The following is a 22,748-nucleotide window of genomic DNA, read 5'->3' on the forward strand; positions in this document are numbered from 1 at the left end:
GAGGAAACAGGATGACTTCTTCCGTGAAACCGGACGTTACGGGCCGGCACTTACCAGCCAATTCCGGCGAACGACTACCAGTTGTTGGTCTGCTGACGCTTTCCGGGGCAATGTTCATATCGATGGCTACGGAGTTCCTGCCCAGCGGACTCATCCCGCAGATCTCGGCAGACTTCGGCCGGTCGGCATCCGACGTTGGAAATATGGTGACGGTCTTCGCCCTGACTGTCATCCTCACCGCGGCGCCGCTGGCGATCCTGACCCGCCGGATCCCACGCAAGACCATAGTGCTGATCTCCTTCGCCCTCATCGGCGCGGGAAACGTCGTCTTGGTGCTTGCGCCCAGTTTCGAGTTCCTGCTGGGCGCACGAATTCTGGGAGCGGTTGGACATGGAGCGTTCTGGACCGTCGTCGCCGCTTACCCGGCCTACCTGGTCCGGCCAACCCAGCTTGCCAAGGCCATGGCCATCACAGCGGCAGGCGGGTCAGTTGCCGGCGTCATCGGCACCCCGCTCGGCAATGCCTTGGGTCAGATCTTCGGATGGCGGTCAGCCTTCGCAGTCCTTGCAGGGCTGGTCATCGTTTTAATGCTGCTGATGGTGTGGATGCTTCCTGCCGTCCACCCGCACGGCGCTGACACGAAGCCACCAAAGACCGGCCCGGTGGGGCGTGACAAGAGCATTCCCGCTATTTTGATCATTTCCGTGCTGATCCTCATGGTGGTGTCCGCACAGATCAGCTTTGGAACGTACACCGTCGTTTGGCTGCTGGACGTTGTGAATCTCGCACCCGCGGGCGTACCCGTGATTCTCTTCGTCTCAGGGATTGCCAGCGCGGTGGGTGTGGCCGTGACTGGTGCCTTCTACAGGAAGTTCCCCACCGGGATGTTCCTGGCATCGTTAGCCACCCAAGTCGGCATTCTGTGCGCCATCCCCGTGGCCGCAACCATGAACTCCCAAATTCCCGTCTGGATCCTGATCACCGTCATGGGAGCCGTCTTTGGGGGCATCCCGGTCATGCTCCAAACCCGCATGATGCAGTCAGCATCCGTCGGCGCTCGCAATGTGGCGGCAGCCCTGCAGACCACAGCCTTCAACGTGGGTATCGGCGGCGGGGCTTTCATGGGTGGAGCCGTGATCGACCACCTCTCGCTGACAGTTTTGCCTTTCTGGGCGGCCATCTGCATGTGTGTGGCTCTAATCGCCGCAGTCATCTGGGAAATTTACATCAAACGACGCCCGAAAAAACCGGGTAAGAAAGAGAAGGAAGCCATCGATGGCGTACATGAGTGAATTCACGCAAGCCCGACTGATCTTTGACTACGAAGCGGGGAGGGCAGCGTTGTCTGAAGCCTTGCCGGATTTCGCGAGCCACCCCGAAAACTACGGTGGGGCTATTGATCTGCCCATTGGGGCTTTGGCCACGGTCTTCCGAGTAAAGGAAGCGGCACAAGAGAAGTTGTGGCTAAAGCTCTCCACCATTGAGGTACCCGATCGCGTCGAACTGCCGCCGATCGAGCCCAACCCCGGATATGAAGGGCCGGAGGTTGCCATTGCATCGGCGCGGATCATTCTTCCCGCGAGTGGGCGAGTTAACGAGACCGTTGAAATGGTCCTGGAGGGACCCTCGCATGGTAACCCGTTTACCGACGTTGAACTCCAAGCGTACTTCTCCTTGAACGGCGAAGAAATCCGTGTAGGAGGCTTCTACGACGGCAACGGTCGGTACGTTGTCCGCTTCCTCCCGGATACAGCGGGGGCGTGGCAGTTCCGGACGGAATCCACGGCACGTTCTTTGGACGGGCACACAGGTACTTTCAGCGTCGAACCAAGCCACGCACGCGGAGCCGTGCGGGTGGCAGACACGTACCACTTCTCATACGCCAACGGCGAGGTTTTCCGGCCGGTGGGGACCACTCTGTATGCATGGACCCACCAAGGCCCTGAGCTGCAAAAGAAAACCCTGGCGACGCTGTCCACTAGTCCCTTCACCAAAGTCCGCATGTGCGTCTTCCCGAAGGCGTTTATCTTCAACGACAACGAGCCCGATCTTTACCCCTTTGAGGGTGAAAGCGGGAACTGGGACACCACCCGCTTTGACCCCGCGTTCTTTCAGCACTTCGAAAACCGCATCCGCGACCTTGGAAAGCTGGGCATCGAAGCAGACGTTATCCTTTTCCACCCCTACGATCGGTGGGGTTTCCAGGATCTGGGAGCCGCAGCGGACGACCGGTATCTTCGCTATGTAGTCCGACGGCTGGCAGCACTTCCGAATGTGTGGTGGTCCCTGGCTAACGAGTACGACTTCATGACCACAAAGATGCCGGAGGACTGGGAACGCTACGCGAAGATCGTCACCGAAGAGGACCACGCAAGGCACCTGATATCCATCCACAACGGCACCCGGATCTACGACTATTCGGCTTCGTGGGCTACCCACTGCAGTCTGCAGAAGGTGGACTACTACAAGACGGCAGAATTGGTGGAAGACCTTCGGGAAAAGTGGGGCAAGCCGGTCATCCTGGACGAAATCGGCTATGAAGGCGACCTCGAATACGAATGGGGAAGCATTTCCGCTGAAGAAGTCGTTCGCCGGGTGTGGGAGACCACTCTGCGCGGCGGTTATCACACGCACGGGGAGACCTACTACCATCCCGAAGATCAACTCTGGTGGGCCAAGGGCGGCGAACTGGTAGGCAAGAGCGCAGACAGGATCGCCTTCCTCGACAAGTTGGTGGCTGAATCGCCGACCGGACGCTTGGAACCATTGCCGCTGACAAACCCCACGCCTTCCGGTGGGGTGGCAGGCGAATACGAAATTCACTACAACGGTTTTAGCCAGTACCGGTACGTCACCTTGGGAATCCCTGAAGGCCGCAAGGCAGTCATTGACGTGATCGACACGTGGGCAATGACCATCGAGACGCTGCCAGGAAACTGCTCAGGCCGAGCGCGGGTTGAGCTGCCGGTTCGTCCGTATATGGCTGTGCGCGTTCGCGTACAGCAGGAATCGCTGTGACAAACAATCGTGAACGGCTCTTTGCAGCCTCCGAGGTCCTTGAAGCAGGTGCCTGGCGGGCGGAATTGCGCCAGGATGAAATCGCTGACATCAGCTACGCCGGCGTTCCGGTGCTGCGGGGAATTCGTGCAGTAGTCCGGGACCGGGACTGGCAAACGCTGGTCCCGGTCCTGCGGGGCATTGAACGGATTCCGGCCAAGCAGGGCACTTCTTTGCTCCTGGATCTTGAATTCGACGGGTACGGCTACCGTTATTCCGGGACGTTGGGAATCGCCATTTCGGCCGATTCCCTCGAGGTGGTCTTCGACGGGGTATCGCCCGCCGATTTCCAGAGCAACCGCATAGGGTTGGTTGTGCTTCACAGGCCCGATGACGCAGGAAGGGAAGTTCTCATCGGGGGGAACTCCGGTGACCACACGCCGTCGACGTTCCCGGTGGATATCAGTCCGCACCAGCCGTTCCAGAACATTGCCACCATGCGGTGGCAGCGTGACGGAACTGACTTCAAGCTGGCATTTACCGGCGATATTTTCGAGACGGAAGACCAACGCAACTGGACCGACGCCTCCTTCAAAACGTACAGCCGGCCACTGGCTCTGCCATTCCCGATGGACGTCCCTGCGGGAAGCCGGCTGCACCAAAGCGTGAGGCTGACGGCACTGAGTGGTCAGTATCCCGCGCCGGAAAGCAACCTGGCTGAGGACCTGGTCATCACCGCAGACATCGAGTCCGTTGTGCCGGCGTTGTCCTTGCCTGTCGCCTCCATATCTGAACCGCATGCAGAAACCGGGTTCCTTGAAGGTGTCGAGTCCTTGCTGGTTGAACTTGTTGCTGGAGCGCCAAGAGTGGCGCAGCTTGGCAGGTATGCCACAGATATGGCCGAGGCCCTTCAAGTGCCTTTGGATGTCCGGCTCAGCGCCGAAACACCCAATGAAGTACCGGATTTGCTGCAACTTGTTCCTACCCGGAACATTGCGAGACTCGGTGTTTTCCATTCAACCCGCCACATTACGGAACCGGACCTTTGGAAAGCTCTGAAATCCGCTGCGGACGATGCAGGTTTGACCGCCTCGCTCATCGCAGGTGCCCGGTCTCATTTCACCGAGCTCAATCGCAATGCCCATATCGTGCCGGCTGATGCCGAGGCGCTGGCTTACAGCATCACCCCGCAGATGCACGCGACAGAGGTTCACCATCTGGTGGAAAGTCTTCCGATGCAGCGGCTGACGGCGCAAAATGCCCTGCGAATCTCAGGAGGCCGTCCGCTTCACGTGGGCCCGGTCACGCTCAAACCCCGGTTCAACGCGGTGGCCACTTCCACAGGCGCGGAAAGAGGCTCCACAGAAGCGCCGATAGATCCGCTTCAATTGGACCCATTTGCGGCGGCCTGGGTTCTGGGCAGCATCGCAGCTCTTAGCATTCCCGGCGTCCAAAGCATCAGTTACTTTGAATCGGAAGGACCTCGGGGCATCAGTACACCAACCGGATTGACGGACGCAGGGAAGGTCCTCGCCTCCATCGCGGCACTTCGTGGCCACAACGTCCTCAAGGTCCTGGGAGTCCGTTCGGGGCTTGTCCTGTACCCGGTCCAGGCGGACGACGAAATCGTACTCTTCGCCGCAAACCTGACACAGAAACTCATGACCGGGAAGGTGCAGCTGCCCAGCGGCAGCACCGCGGAGATTGCCCTCGAACCATGGTCAGCCATCATCCAAGACATCAAGACAGAAGGAAGAACCACATGACCAGCAACCGACTCTTCGGGAAAAAAGCTCTTGTCACCGGGGCGGGTTCCGGAATTGGACTGGCGGTCGCCCAACGATTCGCAGCAGAAGGGGCCAAGGTGTACTTCGCCGACATAAACGTTGACGCGGCAGCGAAGGCGGCGGCAGAAGCGGGGACCGATCGGGCAGTCCCGGTACGGGTGGACGTCTCGGACGAAACCAGCGTCACTGAGGCGTTCAGCCTTGCAAGTAAGGACGAGGCCCTGGACATCGTCGTAGCCAACGCCGGGGTTCAACTGTTTGGGCAAGACGCAAAGGTCGGCGATCTGGACCTTGAAGTCTGGGAACGCACCATGGCCATCAACCAGCGCGGCGCCTTTCTGACACTTAAGCACGCTGTCCGCGCCATGGAGAATCGGGGAGGATCGATCATCGTCACCGGAAGCCCGACGGCCGTTGTAGCTTGCGGTCAGACATTCACGGCATACACCAGCTCCAAAGCCGGAGTTCACGGGCTGGCGCGTGTGGTCGCAGCGGATTACGCGGCCGAGGGAATCCGGGTCAACATTGTGGTCCCGGGGTACACAGAAACTCCGCTCGTCCAGACGATCGCTGATGACCCAGAGAGTAGGGCCGGATTGGTGAACGCCACCATGCTTGGCCGGGCCGGCACGGCGGCCGACGTCGAAGGCATTATGGTTTACCTGGCCAGCGACGATTCAGCATACGCAACCGGGGGCATCTTCACTGTCGATGGAGGCTTGACAGCCCTCTGATCGGTCCCTGCAGATTTCTGAGACGGTCCTCGCCAATCCTTTGGCGGGGACCTTCAGTTTTGTCGAGGCACTAAAAGCCGACAGTCCGGAGGAAAGCGGTGCTGACCGTGCACGACTATGACCGGGGTCCAGCCAGCAGCTGTACCCCGGTCATAGTCGGGCGTCTCCTTCGGGTCAGGACCTGGGTCTCTTAACCGCCCGGCGTCACGACGACCTGGACACGGTCGAGGTTTTGGGCCAAGGCGAACGTGGCTGACGGGTCTCCGGTGCGCTCAGAAGAGACACGAAGCGCCACCAGGTAAGTGCCTGGCTTTGCGAATGTCGCGTCAGTCTGCAGCGTGACGACGTTCCCGATCTGGGTGAGTGGTGCATTGGTGTAAACGCCGTCGCCGTCCAGATCCCAATCGGCCTTCACAACCGCGCCGGCCCCTGGCGGAACCTGCGCCTTCGCGTTGAGTTTGATCGACTGGCCGGCCTTGATCGTGGTGGACTCATTTCCTTGGACCGTCAGGTCTACAGTGGGCTGAATTCCACGCCGGGCAGCTGCATTATCAGGCACAGAAACCTGGGCATCGTTGATCTTGTAGTCCGTGGATGCTGGTGGCTGCACCCCGTTTTCGGACCAAGCCGCTAGATCGCGGAGGGCTTGTTCTGCCATGCCGTACCAATTGACCAAATGCTTGGCCCGTTCCCCGGAGACAGGCGCGTTCTGGTGGTCAGCGTGATCGTTGTAGTAGATCCGATAGCTATCAGACGCGGCGTTGCCCAGGCTGGCCTCAACGCGCTTCCTGTACCAGTCTGCGTGCAGAGGCAGGGCGTCGGTGTCGTAGAGATTGTCCACCACGATGACTTTTCCATTGATGGAGCCGTCGAAGGCTGTGTTGCCCGAGACAAAGCCGTAGAAGCCTGGATCCTTCACGGGCCTCTGCGGATACAGAGGGGTGCCGTCAGCTTTGAGGAATTGCTGCAGTCCGACCCAGCCTTCGCTAGCGGGAGGTGTTTGGTAGCGGTAGTAGAAGCGGTTTGCGATGTTCCAGCGGTTGTCGACTGTGTCGCCCATCTTCGCCAGTTCAGCCCGGACCCGGACTCCCAACGGGGAGGTCTCAGTGCCCAGGTACCCCGGGGCGTTCCAGAAGTCGTTGGCGTAGCTCGGGTCGAATGACAAAGGAGCGCTGGAGTCAAGGCCATTGGGATACTGATCGGAGCGTCCGAGGAGGTAGTCGGGGAACTCCCAGCCCTTCCATGGGATCCCGAGTGCGTGGACTTCTTTCAGCATGGCCTGCTCGGCGGCATCGAGGCCGGCATACGGGTTTCCGCTGCCACCTGGGAGAAGTGCGTTGCGGATCTGCTCGGACTTGTCGCCAAGAATCAGTTCAGCGGCTGACCGGCCCAGGAAGTTGTAGCTGGTGGGTTGGGGGACACCTTGGACCATCGGTACAAATCCCTGCCACACACCGGTGCTGTTCTCCGTCGCTCCGATGGTCTGGTAGGTGCCGCCACTAGGGCCGTAAAGATATCCCGAAATCTTCCGGTCGCTTCCGTAGTATTTCGCAGCCAGTGTTTCGGCGAACTTCGCGGCCGCGGCTGTGTGCCGGTAGCCCAGAGCCAGAGACTTGTTGCCCGCCTGAACTGCGTAACCGCCGCTGGAAAGTGCGAAGCCTACGGCACGGTCATCGGCTTGGGAGGTGTCCTCCTCGGGGGTGAATGCCGTTGGGTACGTGTACTGGAAGAAGCGCCCCTCCCATTTGCCGAGATCCTGTTTGGCGTGGAAGTAGACGTTGAATTGGATGTTGGTGCCCTCGAAATGCGCGCGAATCCTGTGGTGGGCAACAGGAGCTGTTTCATCTGTTTCGCTGTCGATGACGGGTTTGGTGTAGAGAGGGTCGATGCAGTCTGCGGTGATCTGCATGGCGCCGGCAACGGTGGCGCAGTCGGGTGCGGCTGCCTTTGCCGGGATTGCGCTTCCAAGGCCGGTTCCGAGCAGCAGCGTTGCTGCCAAGAGGCCGATCCTTCCGTGACGAGCAAGAACGGGATTGATAATCATGGTCCTCCTTCATTGGGGGTCCCCAGGGTGCACGCGGACGGTCATTTTCTGCGGCGGATAGTGGGGGAAACGCACGCGATGGAACGTTTCAGAGGAGATTACCCCGACATCCCGAGGCGGTCAACCGGTTGACAACAACGAAGGTGCTGCCTTCTTTGGCAGAGGTTGGCGTCCCCGCCCGTTTACCGGGGGCAAGCGAAAGTACCGGCAACCGATTAGCGGTTGCCGGGTACCTCGGCTGTCTCGGGTGCCCCGTTTATTTGTTGCTTTCGGGACTCCAGGCGTCCTGCCACTCGATGACCGGCCGGTGGTCTTGGAACTGGATTTCGAGCCATACATGACGGGCGGACGATGTGTCAGGAGCGCCGGCCTGAACGATCTCGTTAATCTCCGGATCGGGTGTTCCACCGGCGAACTGGGCTTCCGTGGCATCCCATGCCCGCCGGATCATGTCGTCAGGCATGTCGGGAAGCCATCTGTCGGCAAGTGCGATGTGACGCCCATTTTCGAGCGTGAAGACCGAAGATATTTGGGAATGGAAGGAGGTGCCGGTTGCGTCGTTTGGGTGTGGATCCCCCAGAACGGTCCAGGGTCCGTGGTAGTCGTCGGCGACTGCGATTTCGGAACGATTGGGGAAATACCAGCTGGTTCCTGAGGTGATGAGGTAATGGCGGCCGTCATGGCGAAAATAGGCCGGCGCTTCACGGACGAAGGGAGGGTGGGGGTGCGGGAAATGGGAGCTGAAGGTCCCCGTAACGTCGGTGAGGTCGTCGGTCAGGTCCGCGCAGATGAGTTCGGAGTGGACCCGTTCAAAGAAGTAATAGCCGCGCCCCGTTTCAGGATCCACCACCAGGTCGAAGTCGCCGGCACTCATTCCTAACGGTTCGAACCCTGGTCGCACAAGGTTGTAGGGTCCCTGGAAGTGCTCAGCCTGGTACACCCAGGAGCGTTGCTTGCCGTCAGTGTGCATCACTTTCATCCAGCAGACGAAGTTTCCCGTCCTGGGGTGCCGCACGATGTGCGGCCGGTCCATCATGGCTTCCGGATGCAGTGGAGAGTCAGGTACGTCCGGCTCTGCCGGAATGATGGTCCCAACGTCGTGCCAGGTTGTTAGGTCGGAGGAGCGGTACGCCCGAACTCCGCTGTGCCATCGGCCGGTCGCTGGCGTGGACTTGGATTTATCTTCGCCATACCAGTAGTACTGTCCGTCCACGGCGATGATGGAGCCTCCATGGATATGTATTCGGTTGCCTTCGGCGTCGAACATGATTTCGCCCGGGCGGATGGTCGCGGTCATGGGAGTCACACCTTGTCTGTGAGGGGTAGTTGACTGGGTTTGCATGCTTGCGCTAGCTGGCGTAGAAGGAACGGTTCCTGCCGTCGATTAGTGCATCCGAATCTATGCATATCGAGCCCTTTAATCGGAAGTCTGCAGAAGAAGCGCCTACGAGGATGTCCACATCACCCGCTTCGACCTTCCACTGCATCTGAGCGTCGAGGAAGGCCAGCTGAGACGTCTCAACGTGAAAAACTACGTGAGTTTGCTGTCCCGGTTCCAGCGTCACCCGGCGGAAGCCGATGAGTTCCACTACAGGGCGGGAGACGGAAGCGAATCTATCACTCGCGTACAACTGAACGACTTCGGTCCCGGTTCGCTCACCCGTGTTGGTGATGGCAAAGGAAACATCGAACCCGTCATCGGCCGTGACCCGCTCCTTCGGCACCGAGAGTTCCGTGTAGTCGAAGGTCGTGTAGGACAATCCGTGTCCAAAGACGTACCGGGGCGTGTGCGGCGAGTCGACGTAGTCGGGAAACCCTATGCTTTCGCCTTGGTGCCAGGAGGAGCCATGGGGATGGTTGTAGTAAACCGGGACCTGGCCGGCGTTGCGCGCAATGCTGACTGGAAGTCGGCCACTGGGAGATTGTTCGCCAAGCAAGACATCAACGATGGCCTCCGCGCCGCCTTCTGCGGGGCTCCATGCTTCCAAAAGCGCAGCCAGGTATTTGTCCGCTGCGTCGCTCGACACCGGGCGGCCGTCCAAGTGAATCCCGACCATCGGCTTGCCCAGCTGCGACAGCTTTACAATGAGCTGTTCCTGGCAGGGCGGAAGGTTGATATTCGTAGCGTCGATTCCTTCGCCCATCGAAGCGATGGATGCCGTGCCGTGCTTGCCTCCGAGCGTTAAGAGTATGACGTCGGCTTTTGAAGCCAGGGCAAGGGCTTCCTCATGCCCGGATTCATCAGCCCCGGCAACGGGATACCCGTAAGCCCACATCACATCTGTTTCGGGCATTCGCTCAACGAGCTCTTCGAGGACGCTGCGGATTCCCGGCTTTTGCTGCTGCAGTAATTCCTCGAATGCTGGGCCGTCAGAAGCTTCGATCGTTGTACCCGGAACAGTATCGTTAATAGTCCTCAGGGCGTCGCCGCTGGTGGTCAGTCCTGCCATAGAAGCGTTGACGGCCAGCTTTCCTTCCGCCATCGAATAGTGGGTGTAACCGCCGAAGAAGAACCTTGCCGTGGTGGCATGGCAACCTATAACAGCCAGTCGTCTAACGTCCCGCCGCAGGGGAAGGGCGCCGTCATTAGTGAGCAGCACCAGTGACTCGCGTGCCGACTGGAGGGAGACCGCTATATCAGAGGCCACGCTGAATGCGGTGTCCCGTTCGGCGGGATCGGGGGCAAACGGATGCTCGAAGAGTCCCATGCGGAATTTGGCTTGGAGTACCTGATGGACGGCCCGGTCCAGCAGCGCAATGTCAGCGCGTCCCTCGGCAAACCACGCTCTAAGTTCCGGCCCGAAGCCTTGGGGTACGTGGAGCTCAACGTCCAGGCCAGCGCGCAGGGCGGCCAGCCCTGCCTCCGCCGGGGACTTTGCGACACGCTGTACGGAGAGAAGGTTCCCAACGGCGCCGTAGTCGGACACGACCAGTCCGTCGAAACCCATTTGCTCCCTCAACACCGTCTTAAGGAGCCGGACGGACGCTGTGACTGGTTCCCCGCCCACCGAGTTGTACGACGGCATCACGCCCCGCAATCCCGCTTCTGAAATAGCGGCCTGGAAAGGCTTGGCGTAGACCTCCATGAGTGTGCGGTCCGGTATATTGCAGTGCGCGCCGTGGATCCCGCCCTCGGTGTGATGCGAACCAACAAAGTGCTTTGCTACCGCCTCAGTACGCCGGCCTGCATGGTCTTGGCTCTGTATCCCTTGCGTGTAAGCGACGCCAAGTGCGGAGGCAAGGGCGGGATCTTCACCGTAGGTTTCGCCCTGCCGTCCCATTCGCGGGTCGCGGGAAATGTCCAGAACGGGCGCCAGAGTGTGGGTGATGCCCACCGCACGTTCCTGGTTGCCTACGATCTCTCCGATCCTGCGTTCCACATCAACGTTCCAGCCCGCCGCCCGTGCCAGACCGGAGGGAAAGCTCGTTGCGCCGGGCAGGTAGGCACCGCACAGGCCCTCCATATGGAAAATCGCAGGGATACCGTGCCGCGAATGCTTCATCGCCTCGGACTGTATCTGCCGCTGGAACGCGGTCACGTCGTTCAGTGAAAGTGCTGAACGGGCCTCAAGGCACGACACTTCACCAATACCAAAGGGAAATCGCCCGGCAAAGTCGTCGGTGTTGGTGATGTCAGTCGGGAAGTAGCAGGAAACTTGAGCCAGCTTCTCGTCGAGGCTTAATTGCTGAAGTAGAAGGTCAGCACGCTGCGCGGGAGAAAGCGCGCTCTCCAGCCAGGGTTTCGCGATATGTGCACTCATGGAAGTCCTCAATCCACAGTCGTTCAACCGGTTGAGGGAAACTCGGGAGCCCAACCGGACGGTGGGGTTTCCCCGCCGCGCCGGACGACAGAGCGCCGGACTTCTACGTGAAACGCTGCGCTTGCGTGCAACGTTATACGCAAGGATATAGATTCATTCATCAGAACGCAATGGAAATGTGGGCTGCGGGCACTGACGCTATGGGAGAACGGGGGCTTGGGGATTCCTGCGACCGTGATGGCTGTAGTGTGACCGCCGTCGTTGCTTCCTTCAGGCTGAGAAGCTACGCTTTAGTGCAACGTTGCACGGCTTGAACGTCGTCACATACCTAGGAGACACAAATTAGCGCTCTTGATTACTCCCAAGGCTTCGGCCCTGACGTTTCCTACAATCAGGTCCTCATGCACCCCGTCGGTCGCACGATTCTGGAGCGCTGGAATGCACTTCCTCGTGACGAGGCCGAGCGATATGAACTCGCATCAGTTCCTGTGGAGTTGGCACTAAGGACTGCGCCCGCGCTGATTAACGATCCGGACAGGCAAGTCGCTGCCCTCTCTGAACTGGCGCAAGCAACGCCGACGGACCCTTCAATGTACCGGCGGCCTGACGAGCATCCCTTAGCAGTTCCCGTGCACATCCCCGGGGTCCGTACCGCTGGCACGTTCCCGACTCGGGTTGAAACATTCGGTCGATTCGAACTGGAAGTAGAGGGGCCCCGCGACGACGTTCAACCATATTTGGAAGTTGTCTTCTCGGCTGTGATTACAGGCCCCTCCGGCCAGTCAAGCGTCGAAGGCTTCCATGACGGCAATGGCATCTACCGGCTCCGTTACATGCCCCTCGAGCCGGGAACATACAGCTTTGTTACCTTGAGCAATGCAGAGAGTCTCCGCGGCCACGAAGGGGAATTCTCCGTGACCGCCCCAGCCGCGGGCAGCCGCGGCCCAGTTAGAGCGGATGGCCGCCACTTCCGCTACGAGGATGGAACGGTATACCGCCCGGTGGGGACGACTGCCTATGCTTGGCTCCATCAAAGCCGGGAGCGGCGCGACCGCACCATGGCAACCATCCGCAACTCTGGCTTCAACAAGTTGCGTATGTGCCTCTTCCCCAAGTGGTTCGCATACAACGAAGCTGAACCAGAACGTTCCCCGTTCGAAAGAAGAAGCGACAGTACCTTCGATTTCGCCCGACCAGACATCACATTTTGGAGAGAAGTTGAGGCCCGTGTAGAAGAACTTGCCTCCCTCGGTATTGAGGCCGACCTGGTGCTATTCCACCCCTATGACCGGTGGGGTTTTGAAAACATGGGGTCGGCCAACGACGACCGTTACGTGCGTTACGCAGTTGCCCGCTTGGCCTCATACGCCAACATCTGGTGGTCCCTCGCGAACGAACACGATGTGATGGTGTTCAAAACCGCCTCGGACTGGGAGCGCTTGGGCCAATTGGTTCAGACACATGATCCAGCTCAGCACCTGCGGTCGATCCACCACTGCTTGGAATTCTACGATCACGGCCGGGAATGGATCACCCACGCAAGCATTCAGAGTGCCGAGGTTGAACGCACGGCTGAATGGCACGAGCGGTGGGGGAAACCGGTGGTCATTGATGAGTGCGGGTATGAAGGCGACCTGCAATACGCCTGGGGCGACATTACGGCCGAGGAGCTCACTCGCCGTCACTGGGCCGCTGCCATCAGAGGAGGCTACGCCGGGCATGGCGAAACATACGCCCATCCTGAGAATGAATTGTGGTGGTCCGCCGGAGGCGACCTCCGCGGCAAAAGTCCTGCCCGGATTTTCTTCCTAAAAGACATTATGGATGCTGGGCCTGACGCTGGTTGGGAACCGGCTGCTGGAGCCTGGGACTACCCAACCGCGGGCGTAGATAACACCGTGTTCATTTCGTACCTCGGCCTCACCCAAGCCAGACATCACCTTTTTCTGCTCGATCCGACACGCTCATACACTGTGGACGTCATCGACACCTGGGGCATGACATCGACGACCGTGGCCCAAGGGGCAAGGGGCCGCATTGACGTGCCTTTGCCCGGTAAACCCTACATAGCCGTCCGTTTCGTCGCTGAGCCGTGAGCAAGAACGCGTGATCGGAGTCTGGCTCTCAATGGCGGGGGCAACATGCTCTCACTCATCCAGTTTTAGAACGAGGATGCCGGCGTAGGATGCCCATATGGGACTCATCATTGCGCTCTTGGTCATTTGGCTCATTCTGTCCATCATCGGATTTGTCGTCAAAGGGCTGGTATGGCTAGCCATCATCGGGCTTATCTTGTTTGTTGCCACAGGCGTATGGGGATGGGTGAAGCGACGGGGACGGGCATAGCTCCTGCGTACATCGAAGCGACGGCGTTGCACGAAAGCAAGACTGGATCCCGGAAGAATCAGCGCGAGCTGTAAGGACTTTAAACCAAGGAGGTGCGGTGGTGTAGAAGCCACCGCACCTCCTACAAGAACTTAGTGCTTGACGGTGTCCAGCTTGAGCATTTTGGCGATGACGCCGTCCAGTTCGGAGTCGTCGAAGATCTTCTTCCAGTCGTCCTTGATGATGGTGTCCTTGCCGTACTGGATGGCGATTTCGCAGGCCTCGGAGAACGGGTTGGATCCGCGCAGGGCGTTGGTCAGCGCGATTTGTACGTGGCCGAACAGCATGGCCTTGGCGGCTTCCTCGGGGACGCCGGCGGTGTGCACGGTTTCGTGGAGTGCTTCGTTGAGCAGCGTGCCGATCATGCAGGCCACGGTCTCCACCAGGGTGGGTTCCAGGATGGCGAGCTGCTTGACGGTGACCCAGTGGACGTCGATCACCGGGGCGTAGATGGTGCGGATCACGGCTTCGGCTGTGTCGCGGGTGGCTCCGGGGGCGTCCTCATCGATGGCGGAGACGACGTTCTGCGGGGCGCCCTGGCCGCCGAAGGTATCGGCCCATTCTTCCTTGGTGGTGCGCTCCAGGAACACCGACGGGTGGCACGGGTGGGCAACGGCCTGGACCACGTCGTCGCGCTTGGCCAGCAGGCCGGCGTAGGCAGCGGCCGGGTCAAGGGTGAGGAGGATCGCGCCGGACTTCATCTGCGGGACTACGCCCTCGGAGACGATGCCCAAGACGGTGTCCGGGACGGCGAGGATGACCACGTCGGCGGTCTTGACGGCGTCGTCAGTGCCGGTGATTTCGCGGCCTTCGGCGCGGACACGTTCCTGGCCTGCGGGGGAGTTCTCGCTGTAGAAAACCTTGTGGCTGGACTTCTGGAGGTTTGCGGAAACGCGCATCCCCATCTTGCCACCGGCTCCGACAACGGCGACCGTCAATTGTTCTGCTGACATTTCATTTGCTCCTTAGGAAATCGAGGCTGTGTTGGGTCCACTGGTTTTCGAGGCGGATCGTTTCCGCTTCGGAGTCCTGCCACGGCAGCCAGTGTTCGACGATCTGGTTGATTTTTCTTTCTTTGGGCCGGATCTTCCTGACCATGTAGTCGTAGTCCAGAAGACCCTCGCCCAGCGGTGCGCCCGAGTACGTGAACCCGACCCATCCCTGCTTGCGACTGAACGCAAAGTCTTTGATGTGCATGTTCAGGACGTAAGGCTCGACGGCGTCAATCACCTCGCGCGGCATCTCCAGCGCCGCGACGGTATTGGCGGGGTCGCTGCAAATGCCGAGGTACGGGCTGTTGACGATTCTGATGACATCGAGAATCCGTTCGGTGGGGACCTGTTCGTAGGTCTCTATCGCGATCCGCACCCCGGCTGCCTCGAACTCGGGAAGGACTTCGGCGAAGACCCCTGCCGCTTCGTCAGTGTCCGGCGAGTGGCCGGGCACATTGAACATGGTCCGGAGCAGGTCTGAGCCCAGGATGCCTGCGATGTGCAGGAACTTCCGCAGGTGCTCCGGGCGGATCCCCTTGGTCCCGAGTTCCAGGGTGATCCCCAGCTCTTCCGCCGTTGCCCGGATGGCGGCGAGGTCGTCGTCGTTCATGTCTTCCAGCGGTGCGTAATCGCAGATCTGGAAGAGGTCCACGCCCAGATCTGCGGATTTCCGCAGTGTGTCATGGATGGTCAGGGGTTCGCTGACCTGGTCTGAGAGCTGCCAGAAGAACGCGTAGCTGCTTAAACCTATGCGACCAGTACCGTTGCTCATGCCGCCACCGCCTCGCTTGTGGCCAGGCGGGCCGCAGTTTCGTCCAGGATGGTCTTCAGCGCTTGTGGATCGTGGGCAAACCGGCCCAGGAACAAGCCCGCGACGGCGGGGTCCAGTTCGGTGATCAGGCCGGGTCCGGCGCTTCCGCCGTAGATGACCTGGCTGTCCGACTGGCCGGGCAAAGAGCGGAGGTGGTCGTTCAAGCCACGAACCACGGCACTGATGTATCCGGGTGTGGCTGGTTCCGGTGCGCCGATGGCCCATTGCGGCTCGTAGGCCACGATGGTTCGGCCGGTCGGACCCAGGCTTGCGGCCCTGTTGAGTGAGGCGTCGATGTCCGCGGTGCACTGTGCAATGGCTTCCTCGGGGGACCCCGCATTCAGTTCGCCAACACAGAGCACAGGGGTCAGGCCGTTGCGGTAGGCTGCGGCGGTTTTGAGGCCGATGATCCGATCGTCTTCGCCGAATATCCGGCGACGTTCGGCATGGCCTACCTCAACGTAGCGGCCGCCGAGTTCGGCTACGGTCTTGCCGCCGACTTCGCCGGTATAGGCGCCCTCGTCTTCCCAGAAGATGTCCTGCGCGCCGGTACCTACGCCGGCCGCGCCCAGAAGCCGGGTTGCCTCCGGGAGGACCGGGAGGATCGGCAGGACGAACAGCTCGATGTCACCGCTGACCACGGCCGGGTGCTTAAAGCCGATCGTGGCGACGTCGCGGCAGTAGTCGATGGAGCGCTGATAGCCGAAGTACATCTTCAGGCTCACGCCGATTACTGCTTTGCGGTGCGATGACTTAGCAGGAAGTGACACCTTCGTAGTCCTTAATCAGCGTGACTTTTTCGGCCGAGGCGGAAGCTTCGTCAAAGGTGTAGGTGAGCCATTCTTTGGCCAGTCGGCGCGCGAGCTCCAGGCCCACAACGCGCTGGCCGAAGGTAAGAACCTGGGCGTTGTTGGAAAGGACTGAACGTTCCACGGAGAAGGAATCGTGGGCGGTGACAGCACGGATGCCCGGGACCTTATTGGCGGCGATGGCCACACCGAGGCCCGTGCCGCAGACAAGAAGCGCGCGGTCGGCATTTCCGGCCGCGATCAGTTCAGCGGCAGCGATCGCCACGGACGGATAGGGAGTGTGGCTTGTAGCGTCCACTCCGACGTCGGTGACGGACTCCACCAGCTCGTTCGCCTCAAGGTCGGCTTTCAGGGCTTCCTTGTACTCGAATCCGGCGTCGTCCGATCCGATGACCAGGCGCAGTTTGGCGCTCATGCGTTCTCCTTAACAGTGTTCTTCTCGACGTCGTTTTCGACGTTGTTTTCGACGTTGTTTTCGACGAGGGTGTTGTGGATGGCCCGGACAATCAGGGCCATCGAAACGGCTCCGGCGTCGGGTGTTCCCAGGCTCTTTTCAGCGTGTGGTCTGGCTCGACCCATCAGGGGAAGCAAGTTTGCCGTGGCCTCCGCGGATTGCTCGGCGATTATCGTGGCGGCGCCCCAAGCTTGATGCAGGGAGCTCCCGCCATGCACGGCTGCGGTGAGGGCATCGCTGAACGGCGACAACACATCCACCAAGGTCTTGTCGCCCTCTTTGGCCTTGCCGAAATCCATGATGGAGCGCTTCGCTTCGGCAACACCCGCGGCCACTGTTTCTGCACTCGGACGGTCAACGTCCCCGATCGACTGCCCGACTGCGCGCAGCGCCATGCCCCACAGCGCGCCTGAGGTGCCGCCAGCCTTGTCGGCCCAGGCGTCCGCAGCCAGGTTCAAGACTGTTCCGGCACCGGCTCCACGTTCGACGGCGTCTGCCGCAGCCGCTGCTGCCGCGTGGAGTCCCCGTTCCATGCCGATGCCGTGGTCGCCGTCGCCGGCGATCGCGTCGATGCGGCCCAGTTCAGCGACACTGGCGTCCACCACGGCCTTGGCAGCTTCGAGCGCGGCGAGAACAGTGGGGGCGGTTTTGCGGGATTCGTCCGAGGCATCCGGGATCACGGACTGCACCTCCGCGGCCTGGGTGAGCTTTTCGGCGTCGAGCGCTTGGGCGCTCACTGCACCACGCCGGAAGGCCGGGGCGTCAGCGGGAGCGAGCCAGAGTTCCTCCAGCTCGGCATCCAGCCAGAAGAGAGTCAGGGAGGTTCCGGCCATGTCGAAACTCGTAACGAGTTCGCCCACCTGCGGGTCTACTGCTTCGATGCCTGCTTCGGCCAATAGTTGGGCTACGCGACGGTAGACCACGAAGAGTTCCTCGTATTTAACGCTGCCGAGTCCATTGAGGATCGGCACCACGCGTGCGCCCTGCACGGTGAGGCCGTCAGGGACCTCGCTGAGGAGGTCCTTGACCAGCAGCTCGGCGAGCTGGTCCGCCGTCGGGATGTCCGTTTCGCCGATGCCTGGTTCGCCATGGATACCCATGCCCACCGCCATGCGTCCTGCCGGGACGGTGAAGAGCGGCTGCGGTGCTCCCGGCAGCGTGCACCCGGTGAAAGCGACGCCGAAGGAGCGTGTGCGCTCGTTGGCGCGCCGGGCGGTCTCCATGACGCGGTCCATGTCGTACCCGGCCTCGGCGGCGGCCGCGGCCACTTTGAAAACGGTGAGGTCGCCGGCGATGCCCCGGCGCTTGTGCCGTTCTGCCAGGGGTGCGGAAGAGATGTCATCGGTGACGGCGATGCTGCGGCAGTCGATGCCTTCGGCGCGGAGCTTGTCCTGTGCCTGGGTGAAGTGGAGGACATCGCCGGCGTAGTTGCCGTAACCCAGGAGCACGCCACTGCCGTTGTCCGCCGCCTTGGCCACGTTGTAGACCTGCTGGGCAGAGGGGGAAGCGAAAAGGTTTCCCAATGCGGCGCCGTGGGCCAGGCCTTGGCCAACCAGACCTGCGAACGCGGGGTAGTGGCCCGATCCGCCGCCGATGACCAACGCGACCGTGCCGGGAGTGCTGCGGGTGTTGCGGGCGACACCGCCGGAGACGCGCCGTACCCAACGGCCGTGCGAGGCGACGAATCCTTCGATCATCTCGTCAGCGAAAGCTGCGGGTTCATTGAACAAACGGGTCATGCGGGGGCTCCTGGAGCTATGGATGGAAAGTCGGTGCCTTCCGGCGGGTTTGTGTACAGCAGATGCCCTGACCAGACGTCGCCAGAGGGCAACTGCCGTACACAAACTCCAAGGGGATGGTTAGGGTTCTGCGTGGTGTCCAGCGCCCTGGGGATCCAGGGCCTCGGCGGGGATGCCTTCAGAAGCCTTGCGCTGACGGCTGAGGGTGACCATAAGGATCGAGGAGAGCAACATGAAGCCTCCGACGACGAACATGGGAACCGTGTAGCCCCCTGTCAGGTCCTTGAGCCAGCCCGTGATGTAGCCGGCGCTGAAGCCTGCAAGGTTGCCCACTGTGTTGATGAGTGCGATGCCTGCCGCAGCTGCTGCACCGGTGAGGAACTGTGTTGGCACTGTCCAGAAGTTGGGTAGCGCCGCGAAGATGGACATGGCGGTGATGGTGATGACGGCGATGGTTGCTGCCGGGGATCCAGCGAACAGCGCCAGCGGGATGCTGATGCCGCCAATGAGCGCTGGGAGTGCGATGTGCCAGGTCCGCACGCCGCGCTTGGTGGCGTCCTTGGACCAGAAGTACAGCGCGAAAGCAGCCGGCAGATATGGGATGGCCGTGATCAGGCCCTTTTGGAAGACATCGAACTTGGTGCCGTAGAGGCCTTCGAAGCCGGCGATGATCGTCGGCAGGAAGAAGCCCAGCGCGTAGAGGCCGTAGATGAAGCCAAAGTAGATCAGGGAGAGCATCCAGACCCGGCCGTTGCCGAACACGGTGCGCACGCTGACGTGCTTGTTGCTGGCTGCGGTTTCCTTCTTTTCCTTTTCAAGGGCGCCGGTCAGCCAGGTCTTTTCCTCGGACGTCAGCCACTTGGCCTTGGCGGGGGAGTCGGCCAGGTAGAACCAGGCGGCGATGCCGATGACAATCGCGGGGATGGCAACGCCGAAGAACATGAACCGCCAGCCCTCAAGGCCGAAGAACACGCCGTGCTGCTGGATCAGGGCGCCTGCAAGCGGGGCGCCAATGACGGTGGTGAGGGGCTGTGCCAAGTAGAAGAGGGCAAGGATCTTGCTGCGGTGCTTCGAGGGAACCCAGAGGCTCAGGAAGAGGATGGCGCCGGGGAAGAATCCGGCTTCTGCCACGCCCAGGATGAAGCGCAGGATGTAAAGCTGCTCCACATTTCCCACCCAGGTGAAGAGGAGGGAAACGATGCCCCAGCTGACCATGATGCGGGCAAGCCAGCGGCGGGCGCCGAACTTGTGCAGGGCCAGGTTGCTGGGGACTTCAAGAAGGATGTAGCCGATAAAGAAGACTCCGGAGGCGAAGCCGAATTGGGCCGCCGAGAGGGCCAGATCGTTGTTCATGCCGTTGGGGCCGGCGAACGAGATGGCTGTGCGGTCCAGGTAGTTGATGAAGAACATCAGGGCGACGAACGGCACCAGCCGGATAGCTACCTTCTTGATTGCGGATTTTTCGACCACCGATTGTGTGGTGTCCACATTGACTCCTAGATGTTGGTATCCCTGCGGCTCCTGCATTGGATCCGCTGGGCTGATTCGTGTCCTTGCCGGGTACGGGTCGGCGTTGGGGAAGCTTGTGATTTAAACCATAGGGCGGGATCGTAAATTGGTCAACCGGTTGACATATTTCTCTTCGCATCCGTAACCGAAGGATTGGTCATCCGGTTGCTACGCTGTGAAGGTGTCAGCGAACTCCGCCGCAGCAGCGGCCCATATGACGGCGGCTCTTGCCCCCATGGAGCAAGGCTCCGTTGTTTCCGAGGTAGCGGAGCGGCTGCTCGCCTACTTCACGAGCGGCGATATCGCGCCGGGTACGCGCCTACCCGCTGAGCGCCAACTCGCGACTTCCCTTGGCGTCGGCCGTTCAGCTGTGCGCGAGGCACTGGCCGCACTGGAGATACTCGGCATCGTCGTTGTACGACCCGGTTCGGGAACGTACCTGCGCGACGGCGTCTCCGAACTGTTGCCTCGAACGCTCAGCTGGGGACTCATGCTTGGCGAGCCCAGGACCCGCGAGCTGGTCGAACTGCGCAGCGGGCTGGAGGTCCAAGCCGTCGAGCTGGCAGCATTGCGGGTCACCGATGAGGCCCTGGAGCGCATGCAGGCCGACCTCGACGCTATGGGAGAGAACCTCGATGACCTGGCAGCCTTCGTCGAAGCCGACGCCGCCTTTCACCGCGAAATAGCGGCCGCCTCGGGAAACCTCGTCCTGGAAGAACTCCTGCAAAGCATCCGTTCCCTACTTCGCATCTGGGTGGACCGTGCCCTCACCGACGAAGGCCATGCAGAAGCCGCACTCAAGGAACACGCGGCCATTCTCAAGGCACTCGAAAAGCGTGACTCTGCGGCGGTTGCAGAGACCATGCGCGCCCATATGGAAACTGCATCCAAGCGCTTGCTCGCGGGCTTCGACGCCGCTCAGTAGGACGCTGGTCCGCTATGGTTTCCTGCTGCTCCGCCTACGGCATATCCAGGTGGGCTGTGTAGGCGGTGTCTCTGTTGGTGTTCCAGCCGGCGATGATGCCAGCTCCGAGCATTTGGTCGCTGAGTCGTGCGAAGCGGTAGCCGGGGTCGGTGTCGAGGGCGAGTTGGAGGCGGTCGATGCGGAGGGTGGCGCCGACCTTGTCATTGTCGAGGGTGACGCAGACGAGGCTTTCTTGTGGCCAGAACCGGAGGGTGTGCCCGATGAAGCTAAGCAGGTCCGCGGGGTCCTTGATGGTGAGAGCATTCATGGCCCTGGCTCCTCGTGCGTTCTTGACCGTTGTTGACGGGGCCCGTTCTGCTGGGCCTCCAGACATCCATGGACGCTTGACCTGCCCTCACCATGACCGGATTGCGCCGATTTTGGGGATCGAGCGTGCGAGACGATTGTTGTGCCAGCGTCGCGGACGCAGCGTAACCATTGAGCTGCGCCATTGTCGGTTTACATCCCTCGGCGTGGGGAAGTTAGTCCGGAGCGCAAGGGGTACCGTTTTGGTACCGTGGGTTCATGGCTATGAATCTGAGCGTCCCTGATGAGCTCGATCGTCGGCTGGAGAAGCTGGCCGCTGAAGAACACACGTCCAAGTCCGCGCTTCTCTTGCAGGGGGCCGAGTTGGTTTTGCAGCGCCATGCTCGTAGGCGCGAGATTACTGAGGGTCTGGATTTTGTCATGAGCCATGATGCTGAGTTGCTCACTCGCCTTGAGGACGCGTGACCGCCTACCTGGAAATTGAAGACGCGCTTCAAGTTGTAGATCGCTATGGCTTCCAGATCCGCGACGTCGGCTTGTTGGCGTCGGCATTGACCAGGCCGGCGACAACCGTAAGGGGCGCGGAAGCTTATCCGGAACTAGCGGTGAAGGCGGCTGCTTTGCTTGAGTCGGTCGCGCGGTTCCATCCACTGCTTGATGGGAACAAACGGACTGCGTGGACGATTATGGTGCTCCTGCTATGGATCAACGGCTACCGTCATAACTTCACAACTGACGAGGGCTTCAGACTAGTGGTGGGTGTCGCCGCCGGGGACGTTGAACTACGGGATTCGGCCGCCGTGATTTCGAAACATCTGGTGTTGCGCTGAACCTTTGTAACAGGAGCGTGGTTACTGTCCACACTTTCCACCTCGGGCACGGCATAACCCCTCGTCAGAGGTGTTCTTGCCTTTAAGTGTGTACAAACCTTGACAAGTGCCTCTGATTTGGAGTGCCGGCTGGTGCCTAGCCGCCGGGTGCGGCCTGTTTAGTTTGGGTGGGGGTATGCCCACCGATCCGTTTAGATGGCGGCGTCGTTCAACCCAGAGGTCTGAATCCGATGGCTGCGGCTATCGATCGATGCGACTACGTACAAAGCCTTCTTCGAAGACATCAACCAAGGTGCCGACGGCGGCATCTAGGCGGAGCTTGTCCGGGCGCGGGGGTCTGTCCAGCGGATGGGATCCTCCGGTGTGCGTGGCCTACTCACCGTCTTCGGGACGGACGAGTCGGATCCGCTTGGCGATCAGGTTACCGGGGCTGGATTCCGATGCCTTCGCTGCGCTGTGGTGCATTCGCTGTCGCCGCGGCGGCACATCTCCACGAACGGTTCGAACAGGTCGTTTGGGGTGCAGTCCAGAATATCGCAGAGCGACGCGAAGGTCCTGGCCGGGATGCGCTCCGGCGCGGCAGTACCAGTCGGTAGACCAGGGCAGCTTCCCCGCTGAACACTAGGTTTCGAAAAGTGTCAGGGCCGGCTGCAGTTGCAACCGGC

20 protein-coding genes are annotated in these 22,748 nt (G+C 60.8%); 9 read left to right on the forward strand and 11 right to left on the reverse strand.

Annotated elements, in window-relative coordinates; all coding sequences use genetic code 11:
• Nucleotides 1–11 precede the first annotated feature (11 nt).
• From KSW38_RS05220 to KSW38_RS05235, 4 genes are read left to right on the forward strand one after another with little or no spacing between them, the layout of a single operon-like run.
• The gene (locus tag KSW38_RS05220) at nucleotides 12–1,292 is read left to right on the forward strand and encodes an MFS transporter (protein WP_216923482.1); all 1,281 of its coding nucleotides are present in this window, start codon (nucleotides 12–14) and stop codon (nucleotides 1,290–1,292) included.
• Nucleotides 1,276–3,018, forward strand: coding sequence for a DUF5605 domain-containing protein (locus tag KSW38_RS05225; protein WP_216923484.1), 1,743 nt, complete (start codon nucleotides 1,276–1,278; stop codon nucleotides 3,016–3,018). The genes KSW38_RS05220 and KSW38_RS05225 overlap by 17 nt, the downstream gene beginning before the upstream one ends.
• Nucleotides 3,015–4,763, forward strand: coding sequence for a D-apionate lactonase family protein (locus KSW38_RS05230; protein WP_216923485.1), 1,749 nt, complete (start codon nucleotides 3,015–3,017; stop codon nucleotides 4,761–4,763). The genes KSW38_RS05225 and KSW38_RS05230 overlap by 4 nt, the downstream gene beginning before the upstream one ends.
• Complete coding sequence (locus KSW38_RS05235; RefSeq protein ID WP_216923486.1) at nucleotides 4,760–5,518, forward strand: SDR family NAD(P)-dependent oxidoreductase; 759 nt, start codon at nucleotides 4,760–4,762, stop codon at nucleotides 5,516–5,518. The genes KSW38_RS05230 and KSW38_RS05235 overlap by 4 nt, the downstream gene beginning before the upstream one ends.
• A gap of 190 nt (nucleotides 5,519–5,708) precedes the next feature.
• On the opposite strand, the gene KSW38_RS05240 is transcribed toward KSW38_RS05235, so the two are convergent.
• The 3 genes from KSW38_RS05240 to KSW38_RS05250 all read right to left on the reverse strand — a co-directional run bounded on the left by KSW38_RS05240 (nucleotide 5,709) and on the right by KSW38_RS05250 (nucleotide 11,323).
• Nucleotides 5,709–7,562 carry a hypothetical protein gene (locus KSW38_RS05240; RefSeq protein WP_216923494.1) on the reverse strand — a complete coding sequence of 618 codons (1,854 nt, stop codon included), beginning with the start codon at nucleotides 7,560–7,562 and terminating at the stop codon, nucleotides 5,709–5,711.
• A gap of 256 nt (nucleotides 7,563–7,818) precedes the next feature.
• Complete coding sequence (locus tag KSW38_RS05245) at nucleotides 7,819–8,859, reverse strand: family 43 glycosylhydrolase (RefSeq protein ID WP_254186097.1); 1,041 nt, start codon at nucleotides 8,857–8,859, stop codon at nucleotides 7,819–7,821.
• A gap of 52 nt (nucleotides 8,860–8,911) precedes the next feature.
• Nucleotides 8,912–11,323, reverse strand: a complete 2,412-nt coding sequence (locus KSW38_RS05250; protein ID WP_216923496.1) for a glycoside hydrolase family 3 N-terminal domain-containing protein — start codon at nucleotides 11,321–11,323, stop codon at nucleotides 8,912–8,914.
• Nucleotides 11,324–11,724: 401 nt separating this feature from the next.
• Between KSW38_RS05250 and KSW38_RS05255 the strand changes: the two genes are divergently transcribed.
• Both KSW38_RS05255 and KSW38_RS05260 read left to right on the forward strand, forming a co-directional pair.
• Nucleotides 11,725–13,419 (forward strand): apiosidase-like domain-containing protein, encoded by a 1,695-nt coding sequence (locus KSW38_RS05255; RefSeq protein ID WP_216923498.1) that lies wholly within the window; start codon nucleotides 11,725–11,727, stop codon nucleotides 13,417–13,419.
• A 97-nt stretch (nucleotides 13,420–13,516) separates the two neighbouring features.
• On the forward strand, nucleotides 13,517–13,669 hold the full coding sequence (locus tag KSW38_RS05260; protein WP_216923499.1) for a hypothetical protein: 153 nt from the start codon (nucleotides 13,517–13,519) through the stop codon (nucleotides 13,667–13,669).
• A gap of 131 nt (nucleotides 13,670–13,800) precedes the next feature.
• Here the strand turns inward: KSW38_RS05260 and KSW38_RS05265 are convergent, their stop codons facing one another.
• The 6 genes from KSW38_RS05265 to KSW38_RS05290 all read right to left on the reverse strand — a co-directional run bounded on the left by KSW38_RS05265 (nucleotide 13,801) and on the right by KSW38_RS05290 (nucleotide 20,001).
• Complete coding sequence (locus tag KSW38_RS05265; protein WP_216923502.1) at nucleotides 13,801–14,661, reverse strand: phosphogluconate dehydrogenase C-terminal domain-containing protein; 861 nt, start codon at nucleotides 14,659–14,661, stop codon at nucleotides 13,801–13,803.
• A 1-nt stretch (nucleotide 14,662) separates the two neighbouring features.
• Nucleotides 14,663–15,472: a sugar phosphate isomerase/epimerase family protein gene (locus tag KSW38_RS05270; RefSeq protein ID WP_216923508.1), complete on the reverse strand. Its 810-nt coding sequence runs from the start codon at nucleotides 15,470–15,472 to the stop codon at nucleotides 14,663–14,665.
• On the reverse strand, nucleotides 15,469–16,281 hold the full coding sequence (locus KSW38_RS05275) for a triose-phosphate isomerase family protein (RefSeq protein WP_216923510.1): 813 nt from the start codon (nucleotides 16,279–16,281) through the stop codon (nucleotides 15,469–15,471). Before KSW38_RS05275 ends, KSW38_RS05270 begins: the two co-directional genes overlap by 4 nt.
• A complete protein-coding gene (locus KSW38_RS05280) occupies nucleotides 16,265–16,735 on the reverse strand; it encodes a ribose-5-phosphate isomerase (RefSeq protein ID WP_216923515.1) in 471 nt (156 codons plus the stop codon). The genes KSW38_RS05275 and KSW38_RS05280 overlap by 17 nt, the downstream gene beginning before the upstream one ends.
• The gene (locus KSW38_RS05285; protein WP_216923517.1) at nucleotides 16,732–18,513 is read right to left on the reverse strand and encodes a dihydroxyacetone kinase family protein; all 1,782 of its coding nucleotides are present in this window, start codon (nucleotides 18,511–18,513) and stop codon (nucleotides 16,732–16,734) included. The genes KSW38_RS05280 and KSW38_RS05285 overlap by 4 nt, the downstream gene beginning before the upstream one ends.
• A 120-nt stretch (nucleotides 18,514–18,633) precedes the next feature.
• A complete protein-coding gene (locus KSW38_RS05290; RefSeq protein ID WP_216923519.1) occupies nucleotides 18,634–20,001 on the reverse strand; it encodes an MFS transporter in 1,368 nt (455 codons plus the stop codon).
• A 202-nt stretch (nucleotides 20,002–20,203) separates the two neighbouring features.
• Between KSW38_RS05290 and KSW38_RS05295 the strand changes: the two genes are divergently transcribed.
• Nucleotides 20,204–20,947 (forward strand): FadR/GntR family transcriptional regulator, encoded by a 744-nt coding sequence (locus KSW38_RS05295; RefSeq protein WP_216923521.1) that lies wholly within the window; start codon nucleotides 20,204–20,206, stop codon nucleotides 20,945–20,947.
• A 34-nt stretch (nucleotides 20,948–20,981) separates the two neighbouring features.
• On the opposite strand, the gene KSW38_RS05300 is transcribed toward KSW38_RS05295, so the two are convergent.
• Nucleotides 20,982–21,254: a DUF4192 family protein gene (locus tag KSW38_RS05300; protein ID WP_216923522.1), complete on the reverse strand. Its 273-nt coding sequence runs from the start codon at nucleotides 21,252–21,254 to the stop codon at nucleotides 20,982–20,984.
• Nucleotides 21,255–21,511: 257 nt separating this feature from the next.
• On the opposite strand from KSW38_RS05300, the gene KSW38_RS05305 reads away from it, so the two are divergent.
• Both KSW38_RS05305 and KSW38_RS05310 read left to right on the forward strand, forming a co-directional pair.
• Nucleotides 21,512–21,718: a ribbon-helix-helix protein, CopG family gene (locus tag KSW38_RS05305; protein WP_223949093.1), complete on the forward strand. Its 207-nt coding sequence runs from the start codon at nucleotides 21,512–21,514 to the stop codon at nucleotides 21,716–21,718.
• The gene (locus KSW38_RS05310) at nucleotides 21,715–22,083 is read left to right on the forward strand and encodes a type II toxin-antitoxin system death-on-curing family toxin (protein WP_216923524.1); all 369 of its coding nucleotides are present in this window, start codon (nucleotides 21,715–21,717) and stop codon (nucleotides 22,081–22,083) included. Before KSW38_RS05305 ends, KSW38_RS05310 begins: the two co-directional genes overlap by 4 nt.
• Nucleotides 22,084–22,499: 416 nt before the next feature.
• Here the strand turns inward: KSW38_RS05310 and KSW38_RS23910 are convergent, their stop codons facing one another.
• The gene (locus KSW38_RS23910; protein ID WP_308169296.1) at nucleotides 22,500–22,649 is read right to left on the reverse strand and encodes a hypothetical protein; all 150 of its coding nucleotides are present in this window, start codon (nucleotides 22,647–22,649) and stop codon (nucleotides 22,500–22,502) included.
• Nucleotides 22,650–22,748: the final 99 nt, after the last annotated feature.

Origin of the sequence: Paenarthrobacter aromaticivorans, from assembly GCF_019038615.1 — a bacterium.
Classification (GTDB): Bacteria; Actinomycetota; Actinomycetes; order Actinomycetales; family Micrococcaceae; genus Arthrobacter; species Arthrobacter aromaticivorans.